The following is an 18,631-nucleotide window of genomic DNA, read 5'->3' as shown; positions in this document are numbered from 1 at the left end:
GCGGCGAAGCTACGCCTCTCGCCGCCGGGAGCAATTTTAACCCCTACGCGTGTCGCCGACGCCCCTTTGGTGCAAGTGGGACAGGGATTATTTGGATTCCTAGCCGTGCTCGGCACGACAGCATCCCTTACCTTCCCCCGGAGGGGGAAGGTGCCCGAAGGGCGGAAGGGGGATGTCGAAGACGGGCACCGGATGCGTTGCGGCATCCCCCATCCGGCGCTGCGCGCCACCTTCCCCCTCCGGGGGAAGGGAATGCGGGGTCAGAGGAACGCGGCGCGGATGTCGACGCTGGATTTCGTGCCGAGATCGTCGAAGGTGGCGGCCAGCCAGCGCTCGGCTGCCTTGCGGCCGACTTCGCGCAGGTGGCGCAGGAACTGCGGCTCGACGTTGAACTTGCTGACCGCGCCCAGCGGCAGCATGGCGGCTTCGTCGGCGACGATGTGCACCAGCATGCGCTTGAGCCGGTCGATGGCCGGGCCGCTGGCCCCGTCGTCCTCGATCAGCTTCTGGGCGAAGGCGATGGCGCGCATCTCGCCGATCAGCGCGCCGTTGAAGGTGATCTCGTTCAGCCGATTGTCGATCTCGACGATGGTCTGCGGCACGCCGGTGCGGATCAGCGGATTGATCTGCACCAGGACGACATCGCGACTCTCGCACTCGTAGATGAAGGGCCAGATCGCCGGATTGCCGGTATAGCCGCCATCCCAGTAGGGCTGGCCATCGATGATCACGGCCTCGAACAGGCTGGGCAGGCAGGCCGAGGCGAGCAGCGCATCGTGCGTGATCTCGGCGTTGCGGAAGATGCGCGCATCACCGGTCTCGACATTGGTCGCCGTGACGAAGAGCCTGACCTGTGTGCAGGCCTGCACCGAGTCGAGGTGCAGCCGATTGCGCAGCACGGTGGCGAGCGCGTTCAGACGCAGCGGATTGCGGATCGCCGGCGGCGCCAGGCGCTCGGCCATCTCGACGATGGCGGCGCCGGGCGAGCGGTCGAGGTTCCAGTTGCCGGCCAGTCGGTCGAGCGGCGAGGTGCGCACCAGGGAGAAGGGGGCGTAGGTGCCGATCTCCCCCCAGAAATCGGCCAGTGCCTGGCGCGCGTGCTCGCGGCCACCCTCGTGCAGGCCCTGCGCCAGCACCGCGGCGTTCATCGCGCCGGCGCTGGTGCCGCTGATGCCCTCGAATTCCAGCCTGCCGTCCTCCAGCAGCCGGTCGAGCACGCCCCAGGTGAAAGCGCCATGCGAGCCGCCGCCCTGTAGCGCCAGGTTGATGCGTTTCGTCTCAGCCATAGGTCGTCGCGATCGGCATGCTGCGCCTGAGCGTCTTGGTCACCGGCGTCTTCTCCATGATCTCGGCCACGCGGGCGGCCTGCTCGGCCGACAGCGTCGCGCCGAACCTGATATGGCGCTCGATGCGCTCGCTGCCATCGGCGTCGCGGCCGAAATGACCCCTCACCTCGATGCGGCCGAGGTCCCAGCCCTTGCGGTCGGCGTACATGCGCGCGGTCAGCGATGTGCAGGCGATCAGCGCGCCCAGCAGCAGCTCGTAGGGGTTGGGGCCGGTATCCGTGCCGCCGTTGTCGCGCGGCTCGTCGGCGCCGAACGCGTGCGAGCGCGCGTGAAGGTGCTGCACGAAGCCGCTGTCGCTGTCGAGAGTCACTGTCGCCATGGCACCCTCCGCTACGCTGCATGTGACGTACCATGGCCGATCCGAGCCTGCCTGCGCTATGCTCGCGCATGCTCATCAAGCGCGCGATCCTGCAGCGACTGATCGACGGCTCGGCGAGCCTGGCGTTCCGCCGCTGGCGCAAGCCCACGGTGCGGGCGGGCGGACGGCTGACGACCGAGCTCGGCGTGCTGGCGATCGACGCCGTCGAGCGCGTCGACGACGACGCGCTGACCGAGGAGTCGGCGCGACAGGCCGGCTTCGAGTCGCTCGACGAGCTGAAGGGCCTTCTGCGTACCGACGGCGATCTCTACCGCATCCGGCTGCACCATGCCGGGCCGGACCCGCGTCTGAGCCTGCGCGACAGCGACCAGCTCGACGAGGCCGACCTTCAGGGCGTGGTCGAGCGGCTCGAATCGATGGACCGGCACAAGGCCTGGGTGCGGCCGACCCTGGAGCTGATCGAGCGCCATCCCGGCCGGCCCGCCGCGGATCTCGCGGCCGAGCTCGGGCGGGAGGCCAAGCAGTTCAAGGCCAATGTGCGACGGCTGAAGGCGCTGGGGCTGACCGAGAGCCTCGAGGTCGGTTACCGCATCTCGCCGCGCGGCAGGGTCGTGCTCGAGGCGCTCAGGCAGCGGGCCTGAAACGACAACGGCCGCCCCCCGGGGCGGCCGTGCGATGGTAGCGGGCGGGGCCCGCTTACTTCATCTTCGATTCCTTGAACGCGACGTGCTTGCGCGCGACCGGGTCGTACTTCTTGAGCTCCATCTTCTCGGTCTTGGTCTTGGCGTTCTTCTTGGCGACGTAGAAGTAGCCGGTGTCGGCGGTCGAAACCATCTTCACCAGGGTGATGTTGGACTTGGCCATGGCGATCCTCTGGGGGCCGGCGGTGGCCCAAAGCTTTGAAGGGACGGGAAAATAGCGACCGAGGCCGCGATGTCAAGGCGCCCCGGGGACCCACCCGACCGCTCCGATGCGGATCGGTCCCATGCCCGGTCGCCGCCGGATCGGACCTTCTCCGAATGGTTGCATGTCAGGGCCGGCGCTATCTTCCAGCCATGGACGCGGGGACATATTCACCAGGGCGTCCGATCTAGAAGCCAAGCGATTTTCAGCGTCTTCAGCATTTCATCCCACTGATATTGCTCTTCGGAAGCGTATTCTGGCTTCCACATTCACGACAGGGCCCGCGCCGGGGTGACCGGCGCGGGCCTTTCATTTCGCAGGCCAAGAGCAGATTGACGGCCGCAACCTCCGCTATTCGGCCGGCTTGGCATGCGCGCCGCCGTGCTGCGACTTGGCTTGCTCGTCGGCGCTGCGCCCGCCGAAGCGGCGCTTCGACCAGGTGGTGATGCGGTCGATATAGACCAGCACCACCGGCACCACGACCAGGGTGAGGATGGTCGAGCTGATCAGGCCGCCGATCACGGCATGCGCCATGGGCGAGCGCTGCTTGCCGCCTTCGCCCAGGCCCAGCGCCAGCGGTACCATGCCGAAGATCATGGCGATGGTGGTCATCAGGATCGGCCGCAGCCGGATGGTGCCGGCCTCGATCAGCGCCTCGCGGATCGCCAGCCCGCGGCCGCGCGCCTGGTTGGTGAAGTCGACGAGCAGGATGGCGTTCTTGGTCACCAGGCCCATCAGCATGATGAAGCCGATGATGCTGAAGATGTTGAGCGTCGAGCCGGCGATCAGCAGGCCGAGGAAGACGCCGATCAGCGACAGCGGCAACGACATCATGATGGCGATCGGCTGCAGGAAGGAGCCGAACTGCGAGGCGAGGATCAGGTAGATCAGGATGATCGCCAGGGCCAGCGCCTGGATGGCGTAGCCGCCGCTCTCGGCGATGTCCTTGCTCGAGCCGCCGATGACGAAGCGGTAGCCCGCCGGCAGCTTCATCTCGGCCAGCATCCTGTTCAGCTCGTTGCCGACATCGCCCGAGGAGCGGCCCGAGGCGTTGGCGCTGATCTGCACCTCGCGCTGCAGGTCGCGGCGGTTGATCTGCGAGGCGCCGATGACCGGCTCGACGTCGGCGATCTGGCTCAGTTGGACCATGCGCGGCGAGCCGTCGGCGGCCATCTGCGAGGTCGCCAGCCAGATGCGGTCGAGATCCTGCTTGCCGGTGCGGTCGGTGGCCGAGAGCCGCACCATCACGGTGTAGTTCTCGTCGTCGGGCGCCTTCCACAGGCTGGTCTCGTCGCCGGCGAAGAGCGGGCGCAGCGTGTTGGCGATCAGCAGCGTATTGACGCCGAGATCCGAGGCCACGTCGCGCTTGACGCGCACGTTGAACATCGGCTTGGCGGCCTTGAGGTTGCGGTCGATATCGACCGCGCCCGGGATCTGCGCCAGCTTCGCCATCGCTTCCTGGGAGATGCGATCGAGCACCGCGGTGTCAGGGCCCTGCAGCGAGATCTGCAGCTGCTTCTGCGCGCCGCCGCCGGGTCCGCCGGGCACGTTGATCGAGTAGATGATGCCGGGGATCGCCGCCAGCCGTTCGCGCAGCGGCTGGGCCATCTGCGTCGGCGAACGCTTGCGCTCCTTCAGCGGCTTGTAGCGGACATAGACGAAGCCCATGTTCTTGCCGGGCGAGCCGCCGGTATTGACCGTGCCGTAGGTGTAGGCGACCTCGGGGAACTCGCGGATCGCCGCATCGATCTGGCGCAGCTTCGCCGTGGTGTACTCCAGCGACGAGCCGACCGGCGTCTCGAAGGTCACGGCATGCTCGCCGAGATCGGCCTCGGGCACGAACTCCACGCCGATGAACTTCACCAGGCCGAAGCTGCCGAAGAAGCTGACGAAGGCGATGATCAGCGTCGTCTTGCGGTGATCGACCGCCCAGGCGACGACGCGGCGGTAGCCCGCCGTCAGCCAGTCCTGCGCCTTCTCCATCCCGCGCGCGAAGCGGCCGCCGCGGCCATGCGCCTGCGGGTCGTACCACACGCTCGACAGCATGGGATCGAGCGTGAAGGAGACGAACAGCGAGATCAGCACCGCGGCGGCGACGGTGATGCCGAACTGGAAGAAGAAGCGGCCGATGATGCCGCCCATGAAGGCCACGGGCAGGAACACCGCGATGATGGTGAACGTGGTGGCCAGCACCGCCAGGCCGATCTCCTCGGTGCCCTTGATCGCCGCCTCGCGGTGCGAGGCGCCGCCGGCGAGGTGGCGCGTGATGTTCTCGCGCACGACGATGGCGTCGTCGATCAGGATGCCGATGGCCAGGCTGAGCGCCATCAGGGTGAGCACGTTGAGCGTGAAGCCGAAGGCGGCCAGGGCCATGAAGGCGCCGAGCACCGATACCGGCAGCGCCAGGCCGGTGATCACCGTGCTGCGCCAGGAATGCAGGAACAGGAAGACGATCAGGATGGTGAGCACACCGCCCTCGATCAGCGTGCTCTGCACGTTGTCGACCGAGTTGCGGATGCCGCGCGAGGTGTCGCGCACGATGTCGAGCGTGATGTCGGCGGCCACGCCGGCCTGGCGCAGCTCCTCGATCGCCCGGCGCACGCCGTCGGCGACGTCGATGGTGTTGGCGCCCTGCACCTTGACGACGTCGATCGCCATGGCGCGCTCGCCGTTGAGCAGCGCGGTGGTCTCCAGCTCCTGCTCGCCGTCGACGATGGTCGCGACCTGGCCGAGATAGACCGGCGCGCCGCCGCGACGCGCGACGATGATGTCGGCGAAGCGCTGCGGATCGGCGACGCGGCCGTCGATCTGGATCACGCGCTCGTTGTTGCCGCGCGTGACGTTGCCGGCGGGGAAGTTCTGGTTCTCGGTGCGGATCGCGTTCTGCACCTCGTTGACGCCGATGCGCAGCGCCTGCATGCGCTCGGGGTTGAGGAAGACGTTGATCTGCCGCTTGACGCCGCCGACGATGGTGGCGCGGCCGACGCCGCGCACGTTCTCGATGCGCTTCAGCACGATGCGGTCGGTGATCGTCGTCAGGTCGCGCAGGCTGCGCACGTCGGAGCGCACGGCGATCGACACGATCGGCTGGTCGTCGGGGTTGAAGCGCTGGATCAGCGGCTCCTTGACTTCCTCGCGGAAGCCGGCGCGCACCTGCTGGACCTTCTCGCGCACGTCCTGGGTCGCCTGCACCGCCGACACCGACAGTTCGAACTCGGCGATGACCAGCGAGCGACCCTCGAAGGAGCGCGAGGTCAGCGTCTTCAGGCCCGCGATCGAGTTGACCGCCTCCTCGATCTTGCGGGTGATCTCGCTCTCGACCGTCTCCGGCGCCGCGCCGGGATAGTCGATGCTGACGACGACGACCGGGAACTCGACGTTGGGGAACTGGTCGATGCCGAGCTGGCGGTACGAGAACAGGCCGAGCACCATCAGCGCCACCATCATCATGGTGGCGAAGACCGGGTTGTCGACGGCGATGCGGGTCAGGCGCATGAGAACCTCGCTGTCGTCCTGAGCGCAGCGAAGGACCTCGCGGTATCGCGGTCACAGATGGGCAGCGTGTCCTTGATCACGACCGCCGGGTCCTTCGCTGCGCTCAGGACGACAATCATGGTGCACTCTGCACCTTGACCGCCTGCCCGGGCTTCAGGCCGGGCAGGGGGGCGACGACGAGCTGCATGCCGGCGCCGACGCCGCCGATCTCCACGAGATCGGCCTTGGGCCAGGCGCGGCCCGGCGTCACCGCCTGGCGCACCAGCACGCCGTCGCGCACCAGCAGCACGAAGTCGCCGGCCTCGTCCTTGCGCAGCGCCGAGGGCGGCACGGCCAGCGCCTGCGCCGATTCGGCGACGACGACGCGGCAGACGGTGAACAGGCCGCCGCGCAGCGCCTCGTCGCGGTCGAGGATCTCGACGAAGACCAGCACCGAGCGCGAGCCGCTCTGCGTCGTCGGGCTGATGCGCGCGATGCGGGCCTTGAAGTCGCGCTCGCCGAAGCCCTCGATCTGCACCCGCGCCGCCATGTCGGCGCGCAGCCGCACGACGTCGGCCGAGGGAACCTGGGCCGCGACTTCCATGCGCGAGGTGTCGAGCAGGGTGAGGATCCTGCCGTCGATCGGCAGCGACTCGCCCGGGTTGGCCAGGCGCTCGCCGATCACGCCGGCGAAGGGCGCCACCACCTGGGCGTCGGCCAGCGCCTTGCGTGCGAGTTCGACCTGGGCCTGGGCGACGGCGATCTGCGCCTTCTTGGCGTCGGCGACGGCGTTGGCCTGGTCGAGGGCGGCGCGCGACACGACGCGCTGGCCGGCCAGCGCCGCCTTGTTGGCGCGATCCTGCTCGGCCCATTCGGCATCGGCCTTCGCGGCCTCGAGCGCCGCCAGCCGCTCGCGCACCCGCGCCTCCAGCTCGACCGTCTCGAAGCGCGCCAGCACCTGGCCGGCCTGCACGCGATCGCCCTCGCGCACCAGCACGTCCGCCAGGCGGGCGGAGATGCGCGACTTCACGGTGGTCTGGTCGATCGGCTGGGTCGAGCCGGTGAAGCGCAGGGTGTCGCGCAGGCGCTGCGGCTGCAGGGTCGCGACCTCGGCGGCGGCCAGCTCGATCGGCCGCACCGTGGGTTGTGGCTTGGCCGCCTGCGAGCTGGCGCTGGGCGGGCGCGCGACCATAAAGGCGCCGGCGCCTGCGACCAGCACCGCGGCGGCAATGATGGCGATCAGACGAAGGGTCTTCATGGGCGCAACCCCGCGAGGACGAGATCGAGGTGGGCGTCGTGGAAGGCGTCCGCCGTCGGGCAGGTGGCGTCGTAGGGCGCGAGCGAGCGGCGCCAGATCGCGAACATCGACAGCGGGCTTGCGAGCGCGATCACCGTGGCCGGGATGTCGGCGATCGGCCGGAACTCGCCGCGCTCGACGCCGCGGCGCAGCACGGTCTCGAACAGGCGGCGGCCGCGCTGGTCGATCTCGTCGACGAAGTAGCGCGCCACGTCGGGAAAGTTCGCGGCCTCGCCAATCACCAGCTTGGTAACGCCGCCGGACGGGCTCTCGTTGAAAGCGCGATATTTCTCGAACAGGCTGCGTAGCAGGTCGGCGCTGTGGCCCTCGAAGCTCGCGACGAACTGCTCGCCCATCGCCAGCGGCTCGAGGATCGCCTCGGCGATCACCGCCTTGAACAGGTCTTCCTTGCTGCGGAAGTACAGATAGGGGAGGCCCTTGCTGACCCCGGCGGCCCTGGCGACGTCCTCCAGCTTGGTGGCCGCGAAGCCACGCTCGACGAACAGCTTCAGGGCCGCCTGCACGACCTCGCGCGACCGGTCTTGGGGGCGTCGGACCCTGTTCTGTGACGGGGTAATGACTGACTGGTCAGTATGCATCGTGTTAAGTTAGTTGGGTTAACGCATTTCGCCAAGTCACGGTTTGTATCGTTTGGAAACAACAGGCTATCAGGGGCGATGTTCGCTCCCTTCGCCGAGGAGTTGGCTCGGCCCGTCCTCTTTCTGGTCCTCGGAACCGCCTTTGCCGCGGGATTCGTGCGTGGCATGGCCGGCTTCGGCGCCGCGCTGATCCTGACGCCCGTCTTTTCGGCATTCTACACGCCAGCGGTGGCAATTCCGGTCCTGGGCTTCGCGGACTGGGTAATGAGCATGCCGATGGTGCTGAAGTCCTTCCGCCGCTGCGTCTGGCGCGAGGTGCTGCCGCTCGCCCTGGCAGCCGTGGTGACCGTGCCGCTCGGCAGCTACGTGCTGGCGGCGAGCGATCCCGGGGTTCTGCGGGTCGCCATCTCGATCTTCGTGCTGCTGTCGGTGGCGGCGCTCGCCTCGGGCTGGCGCTATCGCGGCACGCCGACGATGCCGGTGACCCTGGGGGTCGGTGGGCTGGCAGGGGTGATGGGCGGCGCGATCGGCATGAGCGGGCCGCCGGTGGTGCTGTTCTGGCTCGGCGGGCAGGCGGACGCCGCCCAGGCGCGCACCAATACGCTGGCCTTCTTCGGCCTCGCCGCGCTGGCGACCATGAGCATGTACGTCGTCAACAAGCTGCTGACGCCGCGGGCCATCGTGCTGGCGATCATCCTGATGCCGGTCTACGGGCTGGGCCTGTTCCTCGGCAGCCGGGCCTTCCGGCTGCTGCCCGAGCGGGCGTTCCGCTTCATCGCCTTCTCGCTGATCTCGGCCATCTCGGTGGCGACCCTGGTCGCGGCGGTGGTGTAATGATCGGGACGCGATGACCACGCACCGGCTGTTCCCGACCCTGATCTACCGCGCGCCGCTGAAGGTGGGCTCGCCGGCGCGCCTCAACCGGACGCTGCTCGACGAGGCGCACGCCATGGCGCTGGACGATCACGTCGGGCGCCGATGGTCCGCGAAGCACTACCTCGGCGGCTACACCAGCTACGGCTCGCTGGCGCAGATGCATCGCATCTCCCCGACCTTCGCCGCGCTCGAGCGGGCGATGGCGCCGCATGTGAAGCGCTTCGCAAGCGAGCTGGGATACGACATGCGCGGCCGGGCGATCGACATGACCGATTGCTGGGTCAATGTCATGCCGGCGCGCACCGTGCACAGCCTGCACCTGCATCCGCTGTCGTTCATCAGCGGCACCTACTACGTGCAGACGCCGCCGGGCAGCCCGGCGCTGAAGTTCGAGGATCCGCGCCTGTCGAAGATGATGGCCGCGCCGCCGCGCCAGGCAAAGGCGGCGAAGGCCATGCGGTCCTTCGTCGAGTTCCCCGCCGAGGCCGGCACCCTGATCCTGTTCGAGAGCTGGCTGCGTCACGAGGTGCCGCCCGGCGAGATCGACGGCGAACGCGTGTCGATCAGCGTCAACTACGCCTGGCGCGATTTGTCTGCCGACAAGATCGCCGTTGCCCGAGGCGGGCGCCGGGCCTAGTCGTCTCGCTCCACCGGAGGCGAGACGATGGCGCTCAAGTTCAAGCAGGTCGACGTGTTCACCGCGACGCCGTTCAAGGGCAACCCGGTCGCCGTGATCTTCGGCGCCGACGGCCTGGACACGGCGCAGATGCAGCGCATCGCCAACTGGACCAACCTCTCCGAGACCACCTTCCTGCTGAAGCCCAGCCAATCGGGCGCCACGCACCGCGTGCGCATCTTCACGCCGCAATCCGAGCTGGCCTTCGCCGGCCATCCGACGCTGGGCACGGCGCATGCCGCGATCGAAGGCGGCGTGGTAACGCCCAAGGACGGCAAGCTGGTACAGGAATGCAGGATGGGCTTGGTCGGGCTGACGGTAGCGGGCGAGGGGGCTCAGCGCACCATCACGCTCGACCTGCCGAACACCAAGTCACGCGTTCTCGACGCGGCGGAGATCGCCGAGATGGAGGCGGTGCTGGGCGCGCCGGTCGAGCACCAGCCGGCGCCGCGCGTGATCGATGTCGGGCCGAAATGGATTACCGCCTTGATGGGGGATGCCGCCGCGGTGCGCGCCGTGAAGCCGGACCTCGCGCGCATGCCGGCGTTCGAGAAGCTGGTTGGCGGCACGGGTGTCGTCGTCTTCGGCCGTCACGCCAGTGGCGGTTCGGCGGCGGTCGAGGTGCGTGCCTTCGCGCCCTCCGACGGCGTGCCCGAGGATCCGGTGTGCGGCAGCGGCAATGGCTGCGTCGCCGTGTTCATCCGCGACAGTGGGCTGGTAGACTCTGTCGGTCGCAACTATGCCGCGTCGCAGGGCTTCTGCGTCGGCCGCGACGGGCGCGTTGCCGTGAGCATCTCGGCTGATGGCGCTGTCAAGCTGGGGGGCCATTGCGTGACCGTGGTCGACGGCTCGATCGCCGCCTGACATTCCCTCGTCCCGCCATCCCTCGCTGTGCTCGGGATGACAGGGGCAGCAAAAGGCCCCGGTCATTCGACCGGGGCCTCCATGCAACGTCCGCAGTACGACGGGCGCGCTATCTCTTTTCGGCGTCCTCGGCCGGCGCGGCCTCGGCCTCAGGCTGTTCGTCCGCGGGCTTCTCGAACAGCGCCTGGGCGGCGGCCTCGGCCGCAGCCTGGGCCAGCGCCGCTTCCTGCGCCGCGCGATCGGTCTCGGCCATGATCACGCCACCCCTGGCCTGGAACTCGGCCTCGTCGGCCGAGCGGGCCACGTTGGCGTTGATCTCGACGACGACCTCCGGGTGCAGATGGACCTGCACCTTGTGCAGACCCAGCGACTTGATCGGCTTGGGCAGCTCGACCTGCGCGCGCTCGATCTTCACTGCTTTGTTGCCGGCACCTGCGGCCGCGGCCTCGGCGATGTCGCGCGCCGTCACCGAGCCGTAGAGCTGCAGGCTCTCCGACGCCTGGCGGATCAGCACGACCTGGAATCCGGCCATCTGCGCCGCGACCGCCTCGGCTTCCTGGCGGCGCTTGAGGTTGCTGGCCTCGAGCTCCTTGCGGCGGCTGTCGAAGTACTTCCTGTTGTCGTCGGTGGCGCGCAGCGCCTTCTTCTGCGGCAGCAGGAAATTGCGGGCGAAGCCGGGCTTCACCTTCACGACGTCGCCCATCTGGCCGAGCTTCGGCACGCGCTCCAGAAGGATCACTTCCACGTTTGCCATGGTGTCCTCCCTCCCTAGCGCGTGATCACGTAGGGCAGCAGGCCCAGGAAGCGGGCGCGCTTGATCGCATTGGCGAGCTCACGCTGCTTCTTGGTCGAGACCGCCGTGATACGGCTCGGCACGATCTTGCCGCGCTCGGAGATGAACCGGCTGAGCAGGCGCACGTCCTTGTAGTCGATCTTCGGCGCGTTGGCGCCGGAGAACGGGCAGGACTTGCGACGGCGAACGAACGGACGACGGGCTCCGCCGCCGCCACCACCACCCATGCTCATGCGGCTTCTCCTTCACCTTCTCCGGGTGCGCCCTCGCGCACGAAGCGCGGACGCTCGCCGCGGTCGCCCCGGTCGCCACGATCGCCGAAGCGGTCGCCGCGGCCACGGCGCTCGCCGCCCTCGCTCTTGCGCATCATCGCCGAGGGGCCTTCCTCGAGCTCGTCGACGCGCACGGTGATGTAGCGGATGATGTCTTCGTTGATCGACATCGTGCGCTCGAGCTCCTTCACGGCAGCGGCGGGCGCGTCGATGTTCATCAGGGTGTAGTGGCCCTTGCGGTTCTTCTTCATGCGGAAGGACAGCTGGCGCAGGCCCCAGTACTCCTTCTTGGTCACCTGGCCGCCGAGGCTGGTGACAAGGTCGGAAAACTGGGTCGTCAGGGTTTCAACCTGGGTCGTCGCGACGTCCTGACGTGCGACGAACACGTTCTCATACAGAGGCATGGAGCTCCTTACGGCTGTTCATGACCCGGAGTCTGGCGACCGACCGGATCTAGCCGAGCAGCGCGCCCTCCGGCACCCTTGGGTGCCGAGGAGTTGAAGCCGATCGGCAAGGAGCCGCCGGGCTTTGGTCCCGGCGGAAGCGCGGGCTTATACACGATGCCGGCGGCCGTGCAACCCCGTCGCCTTGCAGCCTCTACCAAAACCTGAGAAATCATGTATAAACTGTCTTCCATATTGGTGAATTGATTATTCGCAATTGATTTTTGGGGATGCGCCATCAGGCGCAGCGATTTCCATGACGTGGGGCGGAATTTTTGCGCGTATCGCGCTAATTGTTTTTGCCGGCGCAGTGATCGTTTCCGCGGCGACGGCGTCCAGTGACGGGATCTCTTCGCGGGGCGGGTCATCCTCCGCCGGCGGGCCGGTGGGTCTGAACATTCGGACCATGGATGGCCGTTTCCAGCAGACCACGATTGTCTGGGCGGGCAGCAACCGCGAGCTCACCGTCGTCAATCTTTCGGATCCGGTCGCGCCCGGCGCCGAACGCGACGTCTACGACACGATGAAGATGCTGCTGCAGCGCTGCACCGCGATCAATCTGGCGGTCGGCAGGGCGAGCGGCCCGGGCGGCTGCTGTCCGACAATGAGCGGTTCGGGCGTAGGATTCGCCGGCAACGTGAAGACCAAGCTGCGGATCGACCAGGCCTTCGAAGGCGGCCGGGTGCGCCAGACCGTGACCATTTACGGTTACAGGGGTTCCTTCGACGCCTACGCCGCCCGGCTGCTGTTCCAGTAGCGTCGCTCCCGGCGACTGGCTATGACTGCCCGCAACGCGATGCGGGAGAGGAACGCCGGGTATGAGCAGGGCTTTCGTGTTTCCGGGCCAGGGATCCCAGGCTGTCGGCATGGGCGTGGATCTGGCCGCGGCGTTCCCCGTCGCGCGCGAGGTCTTCCAGGAAGTCGACGAGGCGCTGAAGCAGAAGCTCTCGAAGCTGATGCGCGAGGGCCCGGAAGGCGACCTTGTCCTGACCGAGAACGCGCAGCCGGCGCTGATGGCGGTCAGTGTCGCGGCGGTGCGCGTGCTGGAGAAGGAAGGCGGCAAGAGCCTCCCCGAGATGGCGGCCTTCGTCGCCGGTCACTCGCTGGGCGAGTATTCGGCGCTGGCCGCGGCCGGCGCGCTCAGCCTCGCCGACACGGCGCGGCTGCTGAAGCGCCGCGGGCTGGCGATGCAGAAGGCGGTGCCGGTGGGCGTCGGCGCCATGGCGGCGCTGCTCGGCATCGAGCTGGAGCCGGCGCTGGAGGCCTGCGAGGAGGCGGCGCAGGGCGAGATCGTCACCGTCGCCAACGACAATGGCGGCGGCCAGATCGTCGTCTCCGGCCACAAGGCGGCCGTCGAGCGCGCGGTCGAGGCGGCCAGGGGCAAGGGCTGCAAGCGCGGCATGCTGCTGCCGGTGAGCGCGCCCTTCCATTGCCCCCTGATGAAGCCGGCGGCCGACGAGATGGCCGAGGCGCTCGAGATGGTGAGCGTCGCGCCGCCGCGCGTGCCCGTCGTCACCAACGTCTCCGCCGACGAGACCAGCGATCCCGCCACCATCAAGAAGCTGCTGATCGAGCAGGTCACCGGCCGCGTGCGCTGGCGCGAATGCGTGCTGGCGATGAAGGGCAAGAACGTCGACACCCTGGTCGAGATCGGCACCGGCAAGGTGCTGACCGGCCTGGTCAAGCGCATCGACCGCGAGATGACCGGCATGGCGGTGAACTCGCCGGCTGACGCCGAAGCCTTCCTCAAGACCACCTGAGCGCGAGACTCCCATGTTCGAACTGACCGGCAAGGCGGCACTGGTGACCGGCGCCTCGGGCGGCATCGGTGGCGCGATCGCCAGGGCGCTGCATCGCCAGGGGGCCGCGGTCGTGCTCTCGGGCACCCGCGCCGAGGCGCTGGAGGCGCTGAAGGCCGAGATGGGCGAGCGCGCCCATGTCATCACCGCCAGAATGGACGACGCCGCCGACCTCGAACGCCTGGTCAAGGAGTCCGAGGCGGCGATGGGCAAGGTCGACATCCTGGTCAACAACGCCGGCATCACGCGCGACATGCTGGCGTTGCGCCTGAAGGACGAGGACTGGTCGAAGGTCCTGGAGATCAATCTCACCGGCGCCTTCCGCCTGTCGCGTGCCTGCATGCGCGGAATGATGCGCCGCCGCCACGGCCGGATCGTCACCATCACCTCGGTGGTCGGCGTCACCGGCAATCCCGGCCAAGCGAACTACGCCGCGTCCAAGGCCGGCCTGATCGGCATGTCGAAGTCGCTGGCGGCCGAAGTCGCCTCGCGCGGCATCACGGTGAACTGCCTGGCGCCCGGTTTCATCGCCACGCCGATGACCGACAAGCTCACCGACGAGCAGAAGGCGATGATCCTCAATCGCGTGCCGGCCGAGCGCCTGGGCACGCCCGACGACATCGCCGCCGGCGTCGTCTATCTCGCCAGCGACGAGGCGGCCTATATCACCGGCCAGACGCTGCACATCAACGGCGGCATGGCGATGATCTGATGGCGAAGGCGCCGGTCACCTACAAGCTGAACCGGCGTGGTGATGCGAAGGTCGCGCGTGCGGCCGATCGCGGCCTGTCGGCGCACAACAAGCCCTACAGCGGACCGGCGAACTTCAACTACTTCACGATCTCCGCGCGCAACGAGAAGGGCAAGCTGATCGGCGCCGTCGATGCCTACGGCTTCTACGGCTGGCTGTTCGTGCGCTATCTCTGGGTCGACGGCCGCTACCGCCGCGGCGAGCAGCGGGTCGGCAGCGAGCTGATGGACCGCGCCGAGGCCTACGCCGGCAAATGCGGCTACTATGGCATCTGGCTCGACACATTCGAGTTTCAGGCGCGGCCGTTCTACGAGAAGCGCGGCTACAGCCTGTTCGGCGAGCTCGAGGACAACCCGCCGGGCTACAGCCGCTACTTCATGCGCAAGATGATCGGCAAGCCGCCTAAAGGTCGGCGCCGACGGCCTGATCGACCGACTTGAATCCGTCGGCCTTCAGCAGCGCCGACAGCTCGTCCTTGATCCGCCGCACCAGGCCGGGCCCCTCGTAGACCAGGGCGCTGTAGAGCTGCACCAGCGAGGCGCCGGCGCGGATCTTGTCGTAGGCGTCCCTGCCCGAGGCGATGCCGCCGCAACCCACCAGCGGAAACCGCCCGGCGACGTGCTTGGCCGCGATGCGCAGCACGCCGGTCGACAGCGCCGTCAGCGGCGCGCCTGACAATCCGCCGGCTTCGTTGCGCCGCGCGCTCTTCAGGGTCGATGGACGCGACACCGTGGTGTTGCCGACGATCATGCCGTCGATCGAAGCCTCGACCGCGGCGGCGACGATGTCCTCGAAATCGGCGGCCGTGAGGTCGGGCGCGACCTTGACCACGACCGGGATCTTGCGCGCGCCCAGCACGCCCTTCACACCCTTGAGCAGGCCGGCCAGCGCGTCGCGCGCCTGCAGGTCGCGCAGCCCCGGCGTGTTGGGCGAGGAGACATTGCAGACGATGTAGTCCGCGTACGGCATCAGCGCCTGCGTGCACGTGACGTAGTCGGCCGCCCGGTCGACGCTGTCCTTGTTGGCGCCGACATTGATGCCGACGATGCGCACCCGGTCGCGCCTCTTCAGCCGCTCGCGCGCCGCCTCGAGGCCGTCGCCCGGAAATCCCATGCGGTTGATCAGCCCGCGATCCTCGGGCAGTCGGAACAGGCGCGGCTTCGGATTGCCCGCCTGCGGCCTGGGCGTGATCGTTCCCACCTCGACGAAGCCGAACCCCAGTCCCAACGCCGCCGTCGCGACCTCGGCGTTCTTGTCGAAGCCGGCGGCGAGACCAATGGGATTGCGGAAGCGATGCCCCCAGACGGTGATCGCCAGCGCCGGGTCCTCGGGCAGCACGTCCCTCGGCGCGAGACCCGACTTCAGCAACCGGATCGTCAGGCGATGCGCCGTCTCGCCGCCCAGCAATCCGAGCATCGGCCCGACGACGGAACGATAGATCATCAACTTGCCAACTCAATCCAGCCGGAAACCCTGGCTGCGCACGTATGCACCGAAATCGGCGCGGTCGGGGGAGGCGTATTGGCGCGCCTTGTCCTCGGACCAGCCGTAGAATTCGGCGCGGCCGTAGCGCGCCTCGTCGCGTTGCTGGCGGTAGGGAAAGATGCCGTGACGGCGGTGGTCGTAGGCATCGACCTTGTCGCGGATCGAGGTTTCATCGAAGCGGTCGACGTGGACGCGTGCGGCCATCGGCAGACGGGCGCTCATGTAGCCCGGATCGGCCGGCCAACCGACGCCAAGCCCGGCGACAGGGAAGACATAGGCCGGCAGCTCGCACAAATCCGAGACGGTGCGGGCGTGATTGCGGATGGTGCTGATCGGGCAGCATCCCAGCCCGGCGGCTTCCGCCGCCACCACGAACGTCGTCATGACGATGGCACCGTCGACGGCGGCGTTGAAGAACGAGTCGAGATGATCGTTGGGCCACGGCTTGGCGCGCCACTCGGCGATCTGGCGCTGCCGGCGGTTGTTGCCGAGGAACAGCAGCAGGGCGGGGGCTTTGGCCATCCAGGGCTGGTCGGGCAGCAGGCCGGCGATCTTCGCCCGTTTCTCGGCGTCGGCGACGATCAGGATATCGCCCTGCTGCAGGTCGCTCTTGGTCGGCGAGGAGAGCGCGGCTGCGCACAGAAGACGCAGCATGGCCATGTCGACGGGCTTGTCGCTGAAGCGGCGGATCACGCGGTGGTCGAGCAGGCCGCGGATGGTCCCGACGCCCTGCGCGAGGTCCGTCGGCGCCTCGAGCCGCTCGCCAAAGCGCTTTTCGATCAGATCGAGCAGGTCCTGCACACTGTTCTCCTTGTCGCCGGGGCGAAGCAACCGGCACTATCGTCCCATGGCCGGTCCGATTTCACCAGAAAGCTACAAGGAGGCGCTGGTTTTCCTCGGCACGGCCGGCCTCGTCGTACCCGTCTTCCACCGCCTGCGCATCAGCCCGGTGATCGGCTTCCTTGCCGCCGGCGTCGCGGTAGGCCCGCACGGCTTCCACCGCCTGCTTCCGGCCGAGTCCTGGATCGGCACCTTCACGCTCTCGGATGCCGACAGGGTGGCGCCCCTGGCGGAACTCGGCGTCGTCTTCCTGCTGTTCATGATCGGGCTGGAGCTGTCCTGGGAGCGCCTGAAGCTGATGCGTCATCGCATCTTCGGACTGGGCAGCCTCCAGCTCCTGAGCGCGATGACGGCCATCGCCGGCATCGCCTACGCGCTGGGCCAGACGACGGTTTCGGCGGTGATCATCGGCGGCGCGCTGGCGATGTCATCGACCGCGATCGTGCTGCCGACGCTGGCCGCACGGCGACGGCTGGCGTCTCCGACGGGCCGCAACAGCTTCGCCGTGCTGCTGTTCCAGGATCTCGCCGTGGCGCCGCTGCTGCTCATGGTGGCCGCGCTCGACGACCGTGCCGGCGGCGGCTTGTGGACCGTCCTCTACGCTCTGGGTCGCGCCGCCCTGGTGCTGCTGGTGCTGGTCGCGGGTGGTCGCCTGCTGCTGCGGCCGGTGATGCGCTATGTCGCCGGTACGCGCAGCCCGGAGCTGTTCATGGCGGTGTGCCTGCTGGTGGTCGTCGGTACCGGACAGCTGGCGGCGCTGGCCGGCCTGTCGATGGCACTGGGAGCCTTCGTCGCCGGCCTCCTGCTGGCGGAAACCGAGTTCCGGCGCGAGATCGAGGTAATGATCGACCCGTTCAAGGGTCTCCTGCTGGGCCTGTTCTTCGTCACCATGGGCGCCGGGCTGAACGTGTCGCTGATCGTCGAGCAGCCTCTGATCGTGGGCGCGATCGCCGTCGGGCTCGTCGCCCTGAAGGTGCTGCTGCTCTACCCTATCGGCTACGCGGTCGGCCTGCCTGGGGAGGTGTCGCGCGACGTGTCACTCCTGCTCGGGCCGGCGGGGGAGTTCGCCTTCGTGCTGCTGCCGGCGGCGGTGGTCGCCAATCTCGTGCCCGAGGCGGTGGCGCAGTTCGTGATCGCCGGCGCGATGCTGAGCATGGCGGCCTTGCCGGCCATTGCCGGCATCGCGCTGGCGCGTCGCAGCGGCGTACGGGCGCCCGCCGTCGGCACGGTCGAGGCGCCACCCGAGGACATCCAGTCCCGCGTCATCGTCGTGGGCTATGGCCGCGTCGGCGCGCTGGTCGGCGACATGCTGATGCGCCACAAGATTCCCTTTCTCGCGATCGACACCGACCCCGACGTCGTTGCCAGGGCGCGCGAAGGCAAGAAGCCGATCTACTACGGCGATGCCTCACGCATCGACTTTCTGCGGCGCTGCGGACTGACCTTCGCGCGCGCCCTCGTGGTGACCACCGACGATTCCGACTCGGCCGAGCACATCGTGCGCGAGGTGCGCAAGGAGCGGGCCGATCTCACCATTGTTGCGCGCGCGCGCGACGCACGTCACGCCGCCAAGCTCTACGCGCTCGGTGTGACCGACGCGGTACCGGAGACGGTCGAGGCGAGCCTGCAGCTCTCCGAAGCGCTGCTGGTCGACATCGGCATCCCGATGGGACTCGTCATCGCCTCGATCCACGAGCGTCGCGACGAGTTTCGTCAGGAACTCAGCGCGAGCGGCGACTCGCCACCGCCGCGCGCGCTGCGCACCACGGGAAGAAGGTTCCGTCGGCGGCGCGAGACGGAATGATACGCGTTGTTACGACAGCGTGAACGACCGCGCCATCATCTCGCCGCATCGGGTTGTGAAGGTTCGCCTGCATCGAGAGCGTAACAGGTG

20 protein-coding genes are annotated in these 18,631 nt (G+C 68.3%); 9 read left to right on the top strand and 11 right to left on the bottom strand.

Going from position 1 to position 18,631, the window contains the following annotated elements:
* Positions 1-260: 260 nt before the first annotated feature.
* Positions 261-1,286 carry a patatin-like phospholipase family protein gene (locus KF889_17890; GenBank protein MBX3501315.1) on the bottom strand — a complete coding sequence of 342 codons (1,026 nt, stop codon included), beginning with the start codon at positions 1,284-1,286 and terminating at the stop codon, positions 261-263.
* Complete coding sequence (locus tag KF889_17885) at positions 1,279-1,665, bottom strand: OsmC family protein (protein ID MBX3501314.1); 387 nt, start codon at positions 1,663-1,665, stop codon at positions 1,279-1,281. The genes KF889_17890 and KF889_17885 overlap by 8 nt, the downstream gene beginning before the upstream one ends.
* Positions 1,666-1,733: 68 nt before the next feature.
* On the opposite strand from KF889_17885, the gene KF889_17880 reads away from it, so the two are divergent.
* Positions 1,734-2,306: a hypothetical protein gene (locus KF889_17880; protein ID MBX3501313.1), complete on the top strand. Its 573-nt coding sequence runs from the start codon at positions 1,734-1,736 to the stop codon at positions 2,304-2,306.
* Positions 2,307-2,361: 55 nt separating this feature from the next.
* Here KF889_17880 and rpmG read toward each other — a convergent pair whose 3' ends face one another.
* From rpmG to KF889_17860, 4 genes are all read right to left on the bottom strand, one after another.
* Positions 2,362-2,529 (bottom strand): 50S ribosomal protein L33, encoded by a 168-nt coding sequence (rpmG, locus tag KF889_17875; protein ID MBX3501312.1) that lies wholly within the window; start codon positions 2,527-2,529, stop codon positions 2,362-2,364.
* A 390-nt stretch (positions 2,530-2,919) separates the two neighbouring features.
* A complete protein-coding gene (locus tag KF889_17870; GenBank protein MBX3501311.1) occupies positions 2,920-6,063 on the bottom strand; it encodes an efflux RND transporter permease subunit in 3,144 nt (1,047 codons plus the stop codon).
* Between the two features lie 115 nt (positions 6,064-6,178).
* A complete protein-coding gene (locus tag KF889_17865) occupies positions 6,179-7,300 on the bottom strand; it encodes an efflux RND transporter periplasmic adaptor subunit (protein MBX3501310.1) in 1,122 nt (373 codons plus the stop codon).
* Positions 7,297-7,863, bottom strand: a complete 567-nt coding sequence (locus tag KF889_17860) for a helix-turn-helix transcriptional regulator (GenBank protein MBX3501309.1) — start codon at positions 7,861-7,863, stop codon at positions 7,297-7,299. Before KF889_17860 ends, KF889_17865 begins: the two co-directional genes overlap by 4 nt.
* A gap of 240 nt (positions 7,864-8,103) precedes the next feature.
* Between KF889_17860 and KF889_17855 the strand changes: the two genes are divergently transcribed.
* Genes KF889_17855 through KF889_17845 form a run of 3 tightly spaced genes read left to right on the top strand, consistent with a single transcriptional unit; the run spans position 8,104 to position 10,354 of the window.
* Entirely contained in the window at positions 8,104-8,772 is a 669-nt protein-coding gene (locus KF889_17855; protein MBX3501308.1) for a sulfite exporter TauE/SafE family protein, read from the top strand.
* Positions 8,773-8,785: 13 nt separating this feature from the next.
* Entirely contained in the window at positions 8,786-9,451 is a 666-nt protein-coding gene (locus KF889_17850) for a hypothetical protein (GenBank protein ID MBX3501307.1), read from the top strand.
* A gap of 27 nt (positions 9,452-9,478) precedes the next feature.
* A complete protein-coding gene (locus tag KF889_17845) occupies positions 9,479-10,354 on the top strand; it encodes a PhzF family phenazine biosynthesis protein (GenBank protein MBX3501306.1) in 876 nt (291 codons plus the stop codon).
* Positions 10,355-10,463: 109 nt separating this feature from the next.
* Here KF889_17845 and rplI read toward each other — a convergent pair whose 3' ends face one another.
* The 3 genes from rplI to rpsF are packed head-to-tail and all read right to left on the bottom strand — an operon-like array spanning position 10,464 to position 11,823.
* Positions 10,464-11,108 carry a 50S ribosomal protein L9 gene (gene rplI / locus KF889_17840; protein MBX3501305.1) on the bottom strand — a complete coding sequence of 215 codons (645 nt, stop codon included), beginning with the start codon at positions 11,106-11,108 and terminating at the stop codon, positions 10,464-10,466.
* Positions 11,109-11,122: 14 nt separating this feature from the next.
* Positions 11,123-11,380 carry a 30S ribosomal protein S18 gene (gene rpsR / locus KF889_17835; GenBank protein ID MBX3501304.1) on the bottom strand — a complete coding sequence of 86 codons (258 nt, stop codon included), beginning with the start codon at positions 11,378-11,380 and terminating at the stop codon, positions 11,123-11,125.
* Positions 11,377-11,823 carry a 30S ribosomal protein S6 gene (gene rpsF / locus KF889_17830; protein MBX3501303.1) on the bottom strand — a complete coding sequence of 149 codons (447 nt, stop codon included), beginning with the start codon at positions 11,821-11,823 and terminating at the stop codon, positions 11,377-11,379. The genes rpsR and rpsF overlap by 4 nt, the downstream gene beginning before the upstream one ends.
* A 295-nt stretch (positions 11,824-12,118) precedes the next feature.
* Between rpsF and KF889_17825 the strand changes: the two genes are divergently transcribed.
* The 4 genes from KF889_17825 (at position 12,119) to KF889_17810 (ending at position 14,852) form a co-directional block, all read left to right on the top strand.
* Positions 12,119-12,619, top strand: coding sequence for a hypothetical protein (locus KF889_17825; GenBank protein ID MBX3501302.1), 501 nt, complete (start codon positions 12,119-12,121; stop codon positions 12,617-12,619).
* 61 nt (positions 12,620-12,680) lie between these two features.
* On the top strand, positions 12,681-13,622 hold the full coding sequence (gene fabD / locus KF889_17820) for an ACP S-malonyltransferase (GenBank protein ID MBX3501301.1): 942 nt from the start codon (positions 12,681-12,683) through the stop codon (positions 13,620-13,622).
* A 13-nt stretch (positions 13,623-13,635) separates the two neighbouring features.
* Entirely contained in the window at positions 13,636-14,373 is a 738-nt protein-coding gene (gene fabG / locus KF889_17815) for a 3-oxoacyl-[acyl-carrier-protein] reductase (protein ID MBX3501300.1), read from the top strand.
* Positions 14,373-14,852, top strand: a complete 480-nt coding sequence (locus KF889_17810; GenBank protein MBX3501299.1) for a GNAT family N-acetyltransferase — start codon at positions 14,373-14,375, stop codon at positions 14,850-14,852. The genes fabG and KF889_17810 overlap by 1 nt, the downstream gene beginning before the upstream one ends.
* On the opposite strand, the gene KF889_17805 is transcribed toward KF889_17810, so the two are convergent.
* Positions 14,815-15,855 carry a quinone-dependent dihydroorotate dehydrogenase gene (locus tag KF889_17805; protein ID MBX3501298.1) on the bottom strand — a complete coding sequence of 347 codons (1,041 nt, stop codon included), beginning with the start codon at positions 15,853-15,855 and terminating at the stop codon, positions 14,815-14,817. The genes KF889_17810 and KF889_17805 overlap by 38 nt on opposite strands.
* Positions 15,856-15,867: 12 nt before the next feature.
* Positions 15,868-16,728, bottom strand: a complete 861-nt coding sequence (locus tag KF889_17800; protein ID MBX3501297.1) for a nitroreductase family protein — start codon at positions 16,726-16,728, stop codon at positions 15,868-15,870.
* Between the two features lie 16 nt (positions 16,729-16,744).
* Here KF889_17800 and KF889_17795 point away from each other — a divergent pair, with 16 nt between their 5' ends.
* Positions 16,745-18,541, top strand: coding sequence for a cation:proton antiporter (locus tag KF889_17795; GenBank protein ID MBX3501296.1), 1,797 nt, complete (start codon positions 16,745-16,747; stop codon positions 18,539-18,541).
* Positions 18,542-18,631: the final 90 nt, after the last annotated feature.

The organism is Alphaproteobacteria bacterium (genome assembly GCA_019635875.1).
Lineage (GTDB): Bacteria > Pseudomonadota > Alphaproteobacteria > Reyranellales > Reyranellaceae > JAFAZJ01.
Note: the sequence above shows the minus strand (reverse complement) of the source record. Positions and strands in the feature narration are given on the sequence as shown.

What these genes read in the sequence shown, in the direction of transcription:
- fabG (MBX3501300.1), top strand. Translation starts at nt 13,636, where the DNA reads ATGTTCGAACTGACCGGCAAGGCGGCACTGGTGACCGGCGCCTCGGGC.
- rplI (MBX3501305.1), bottom strand. Translation starts at nt 11,108, where the DNA reads ATGGCAAACGTGGAAGTGATCCTTCTGGAGCGCGTGCCGAAGCTCGGC.
- KF889_17870 (MBX3501311.1), bottom strand. Translation starts at nt 6,063, where the DNA reads ATGCGCCTGACCCGCATCGCCGTCGACAACCCGGTCTTCGCCACCATG.
- KF889_17885 (MBX3501314.1), bottom strand. Translation starts at nt 1,665, where the DNA reads ATGGCGACAGTGACTCTCGACAGCGACAGCGGCTTCGTGCAGCACCTT.
- KF889_17865 (MBX3501310.1), bottom strand. Translation starts at nt 7,300, where the DNA reads ATGAAGACCCTTCGTCTGATCGCCATCATTGCCGCCGCGGTGCTGGTC.
- fabD (MBX3501301.1), top strand. Translation starts at nt 12,681, where the DNA reads ATGAGCAGGGCTTTCGTGTTTCCGGGCCAGGGATCCCAGGCTGTCGGC.
- KF889_17825 (MBX3501302.1), top strand. Translation starts at nt 12,119, where the DNA reads ATGACGTGGGGCGGAATTTTTGCGCGTATCGCGCTAATTGTTTTTGCC.
- KF889_17845 (MBX3501306.1), top strand. Translation starts at nt 9,479, where the DNA reads ATGGCGCTCAAGTTCAAGCAGGTCGACGTGTTCACCGCGACGCCGTTC.
- KF889_17855 (MBX3501308.1), top strand. Translation starts at nt 8,104, where the DNA reads ATGGCCGGCTTCGGCGCCGCGCTGATCCTGACGCCCGTCTTTTCGGCA.
- rpmG (MBX3501312.1), bottom strand. Translation starts at nt 2,529, where the DNA reads ATGGCCAAGTCCAACATCACCCTGGTGAAGATGGTTTCGACCGCCGAC.
- KF889_17850 (MBX3501307.1), top strand. Translation starts at nt 8,786, where the DNA reads ATGACCACGCACCGGCTGTTCCCGACCCTGATCTACCGCGCGCCGCTG.
- KF889_17890 (MBX3501315.1), bottom strand. Translation starts at nt 1,286, where the DNA reads ATGGCTGAGACGAAACGCATCAACCTGGCGCTACAGGGCGGCGGCTCG.
- rpsF (MBX3501303.1), bottom strand. Translation starts at nt 11,823, where the DNA reads ATGCCTCTGTATGAGAACGTGTTCGTCGCACGTCAGGACGTCGCGACG.
- rpsR (MBX3501304.1), bottom strand. Translation starts at nt 11,380, where the DNA reads ATGAGCATGGGTGGTGGTGGCGGCGGCGGAGCCCGTCGTCCGTTCGTT.
- KF889_17805 (MBX3501298.1), bottom strand. Translation starts at nt 15,855, where the DNA reads ATGATCTATCGTTCCGTCGTCGGGCCGATGCTCGGATTGCTGGGCGGC.
- KF889_17880 (MBX3501313.1), top strand. Translation starts at nt 1,734, where the DNA reads ATGCTCATCAAGCGCGCGATCCTGCAGCGACTGATCGACGGCTCGGCG.
- KF889_17810 (MBX3501299.1), top strand. Translation starts at nt 14,373, where the DNA reads ATGGCGAAGGCGCCGGTCACCTACAAGCTGAACCGGCGTGGTGATGCG.
- KF889_17795 (MBX3501296.1), top strand. Translation starts at nt 16,745, where the DNA reads ATGGCCGGTCCGATTTCACCAGAAAGCTACAAGGAGGCGCTGGTTTTC.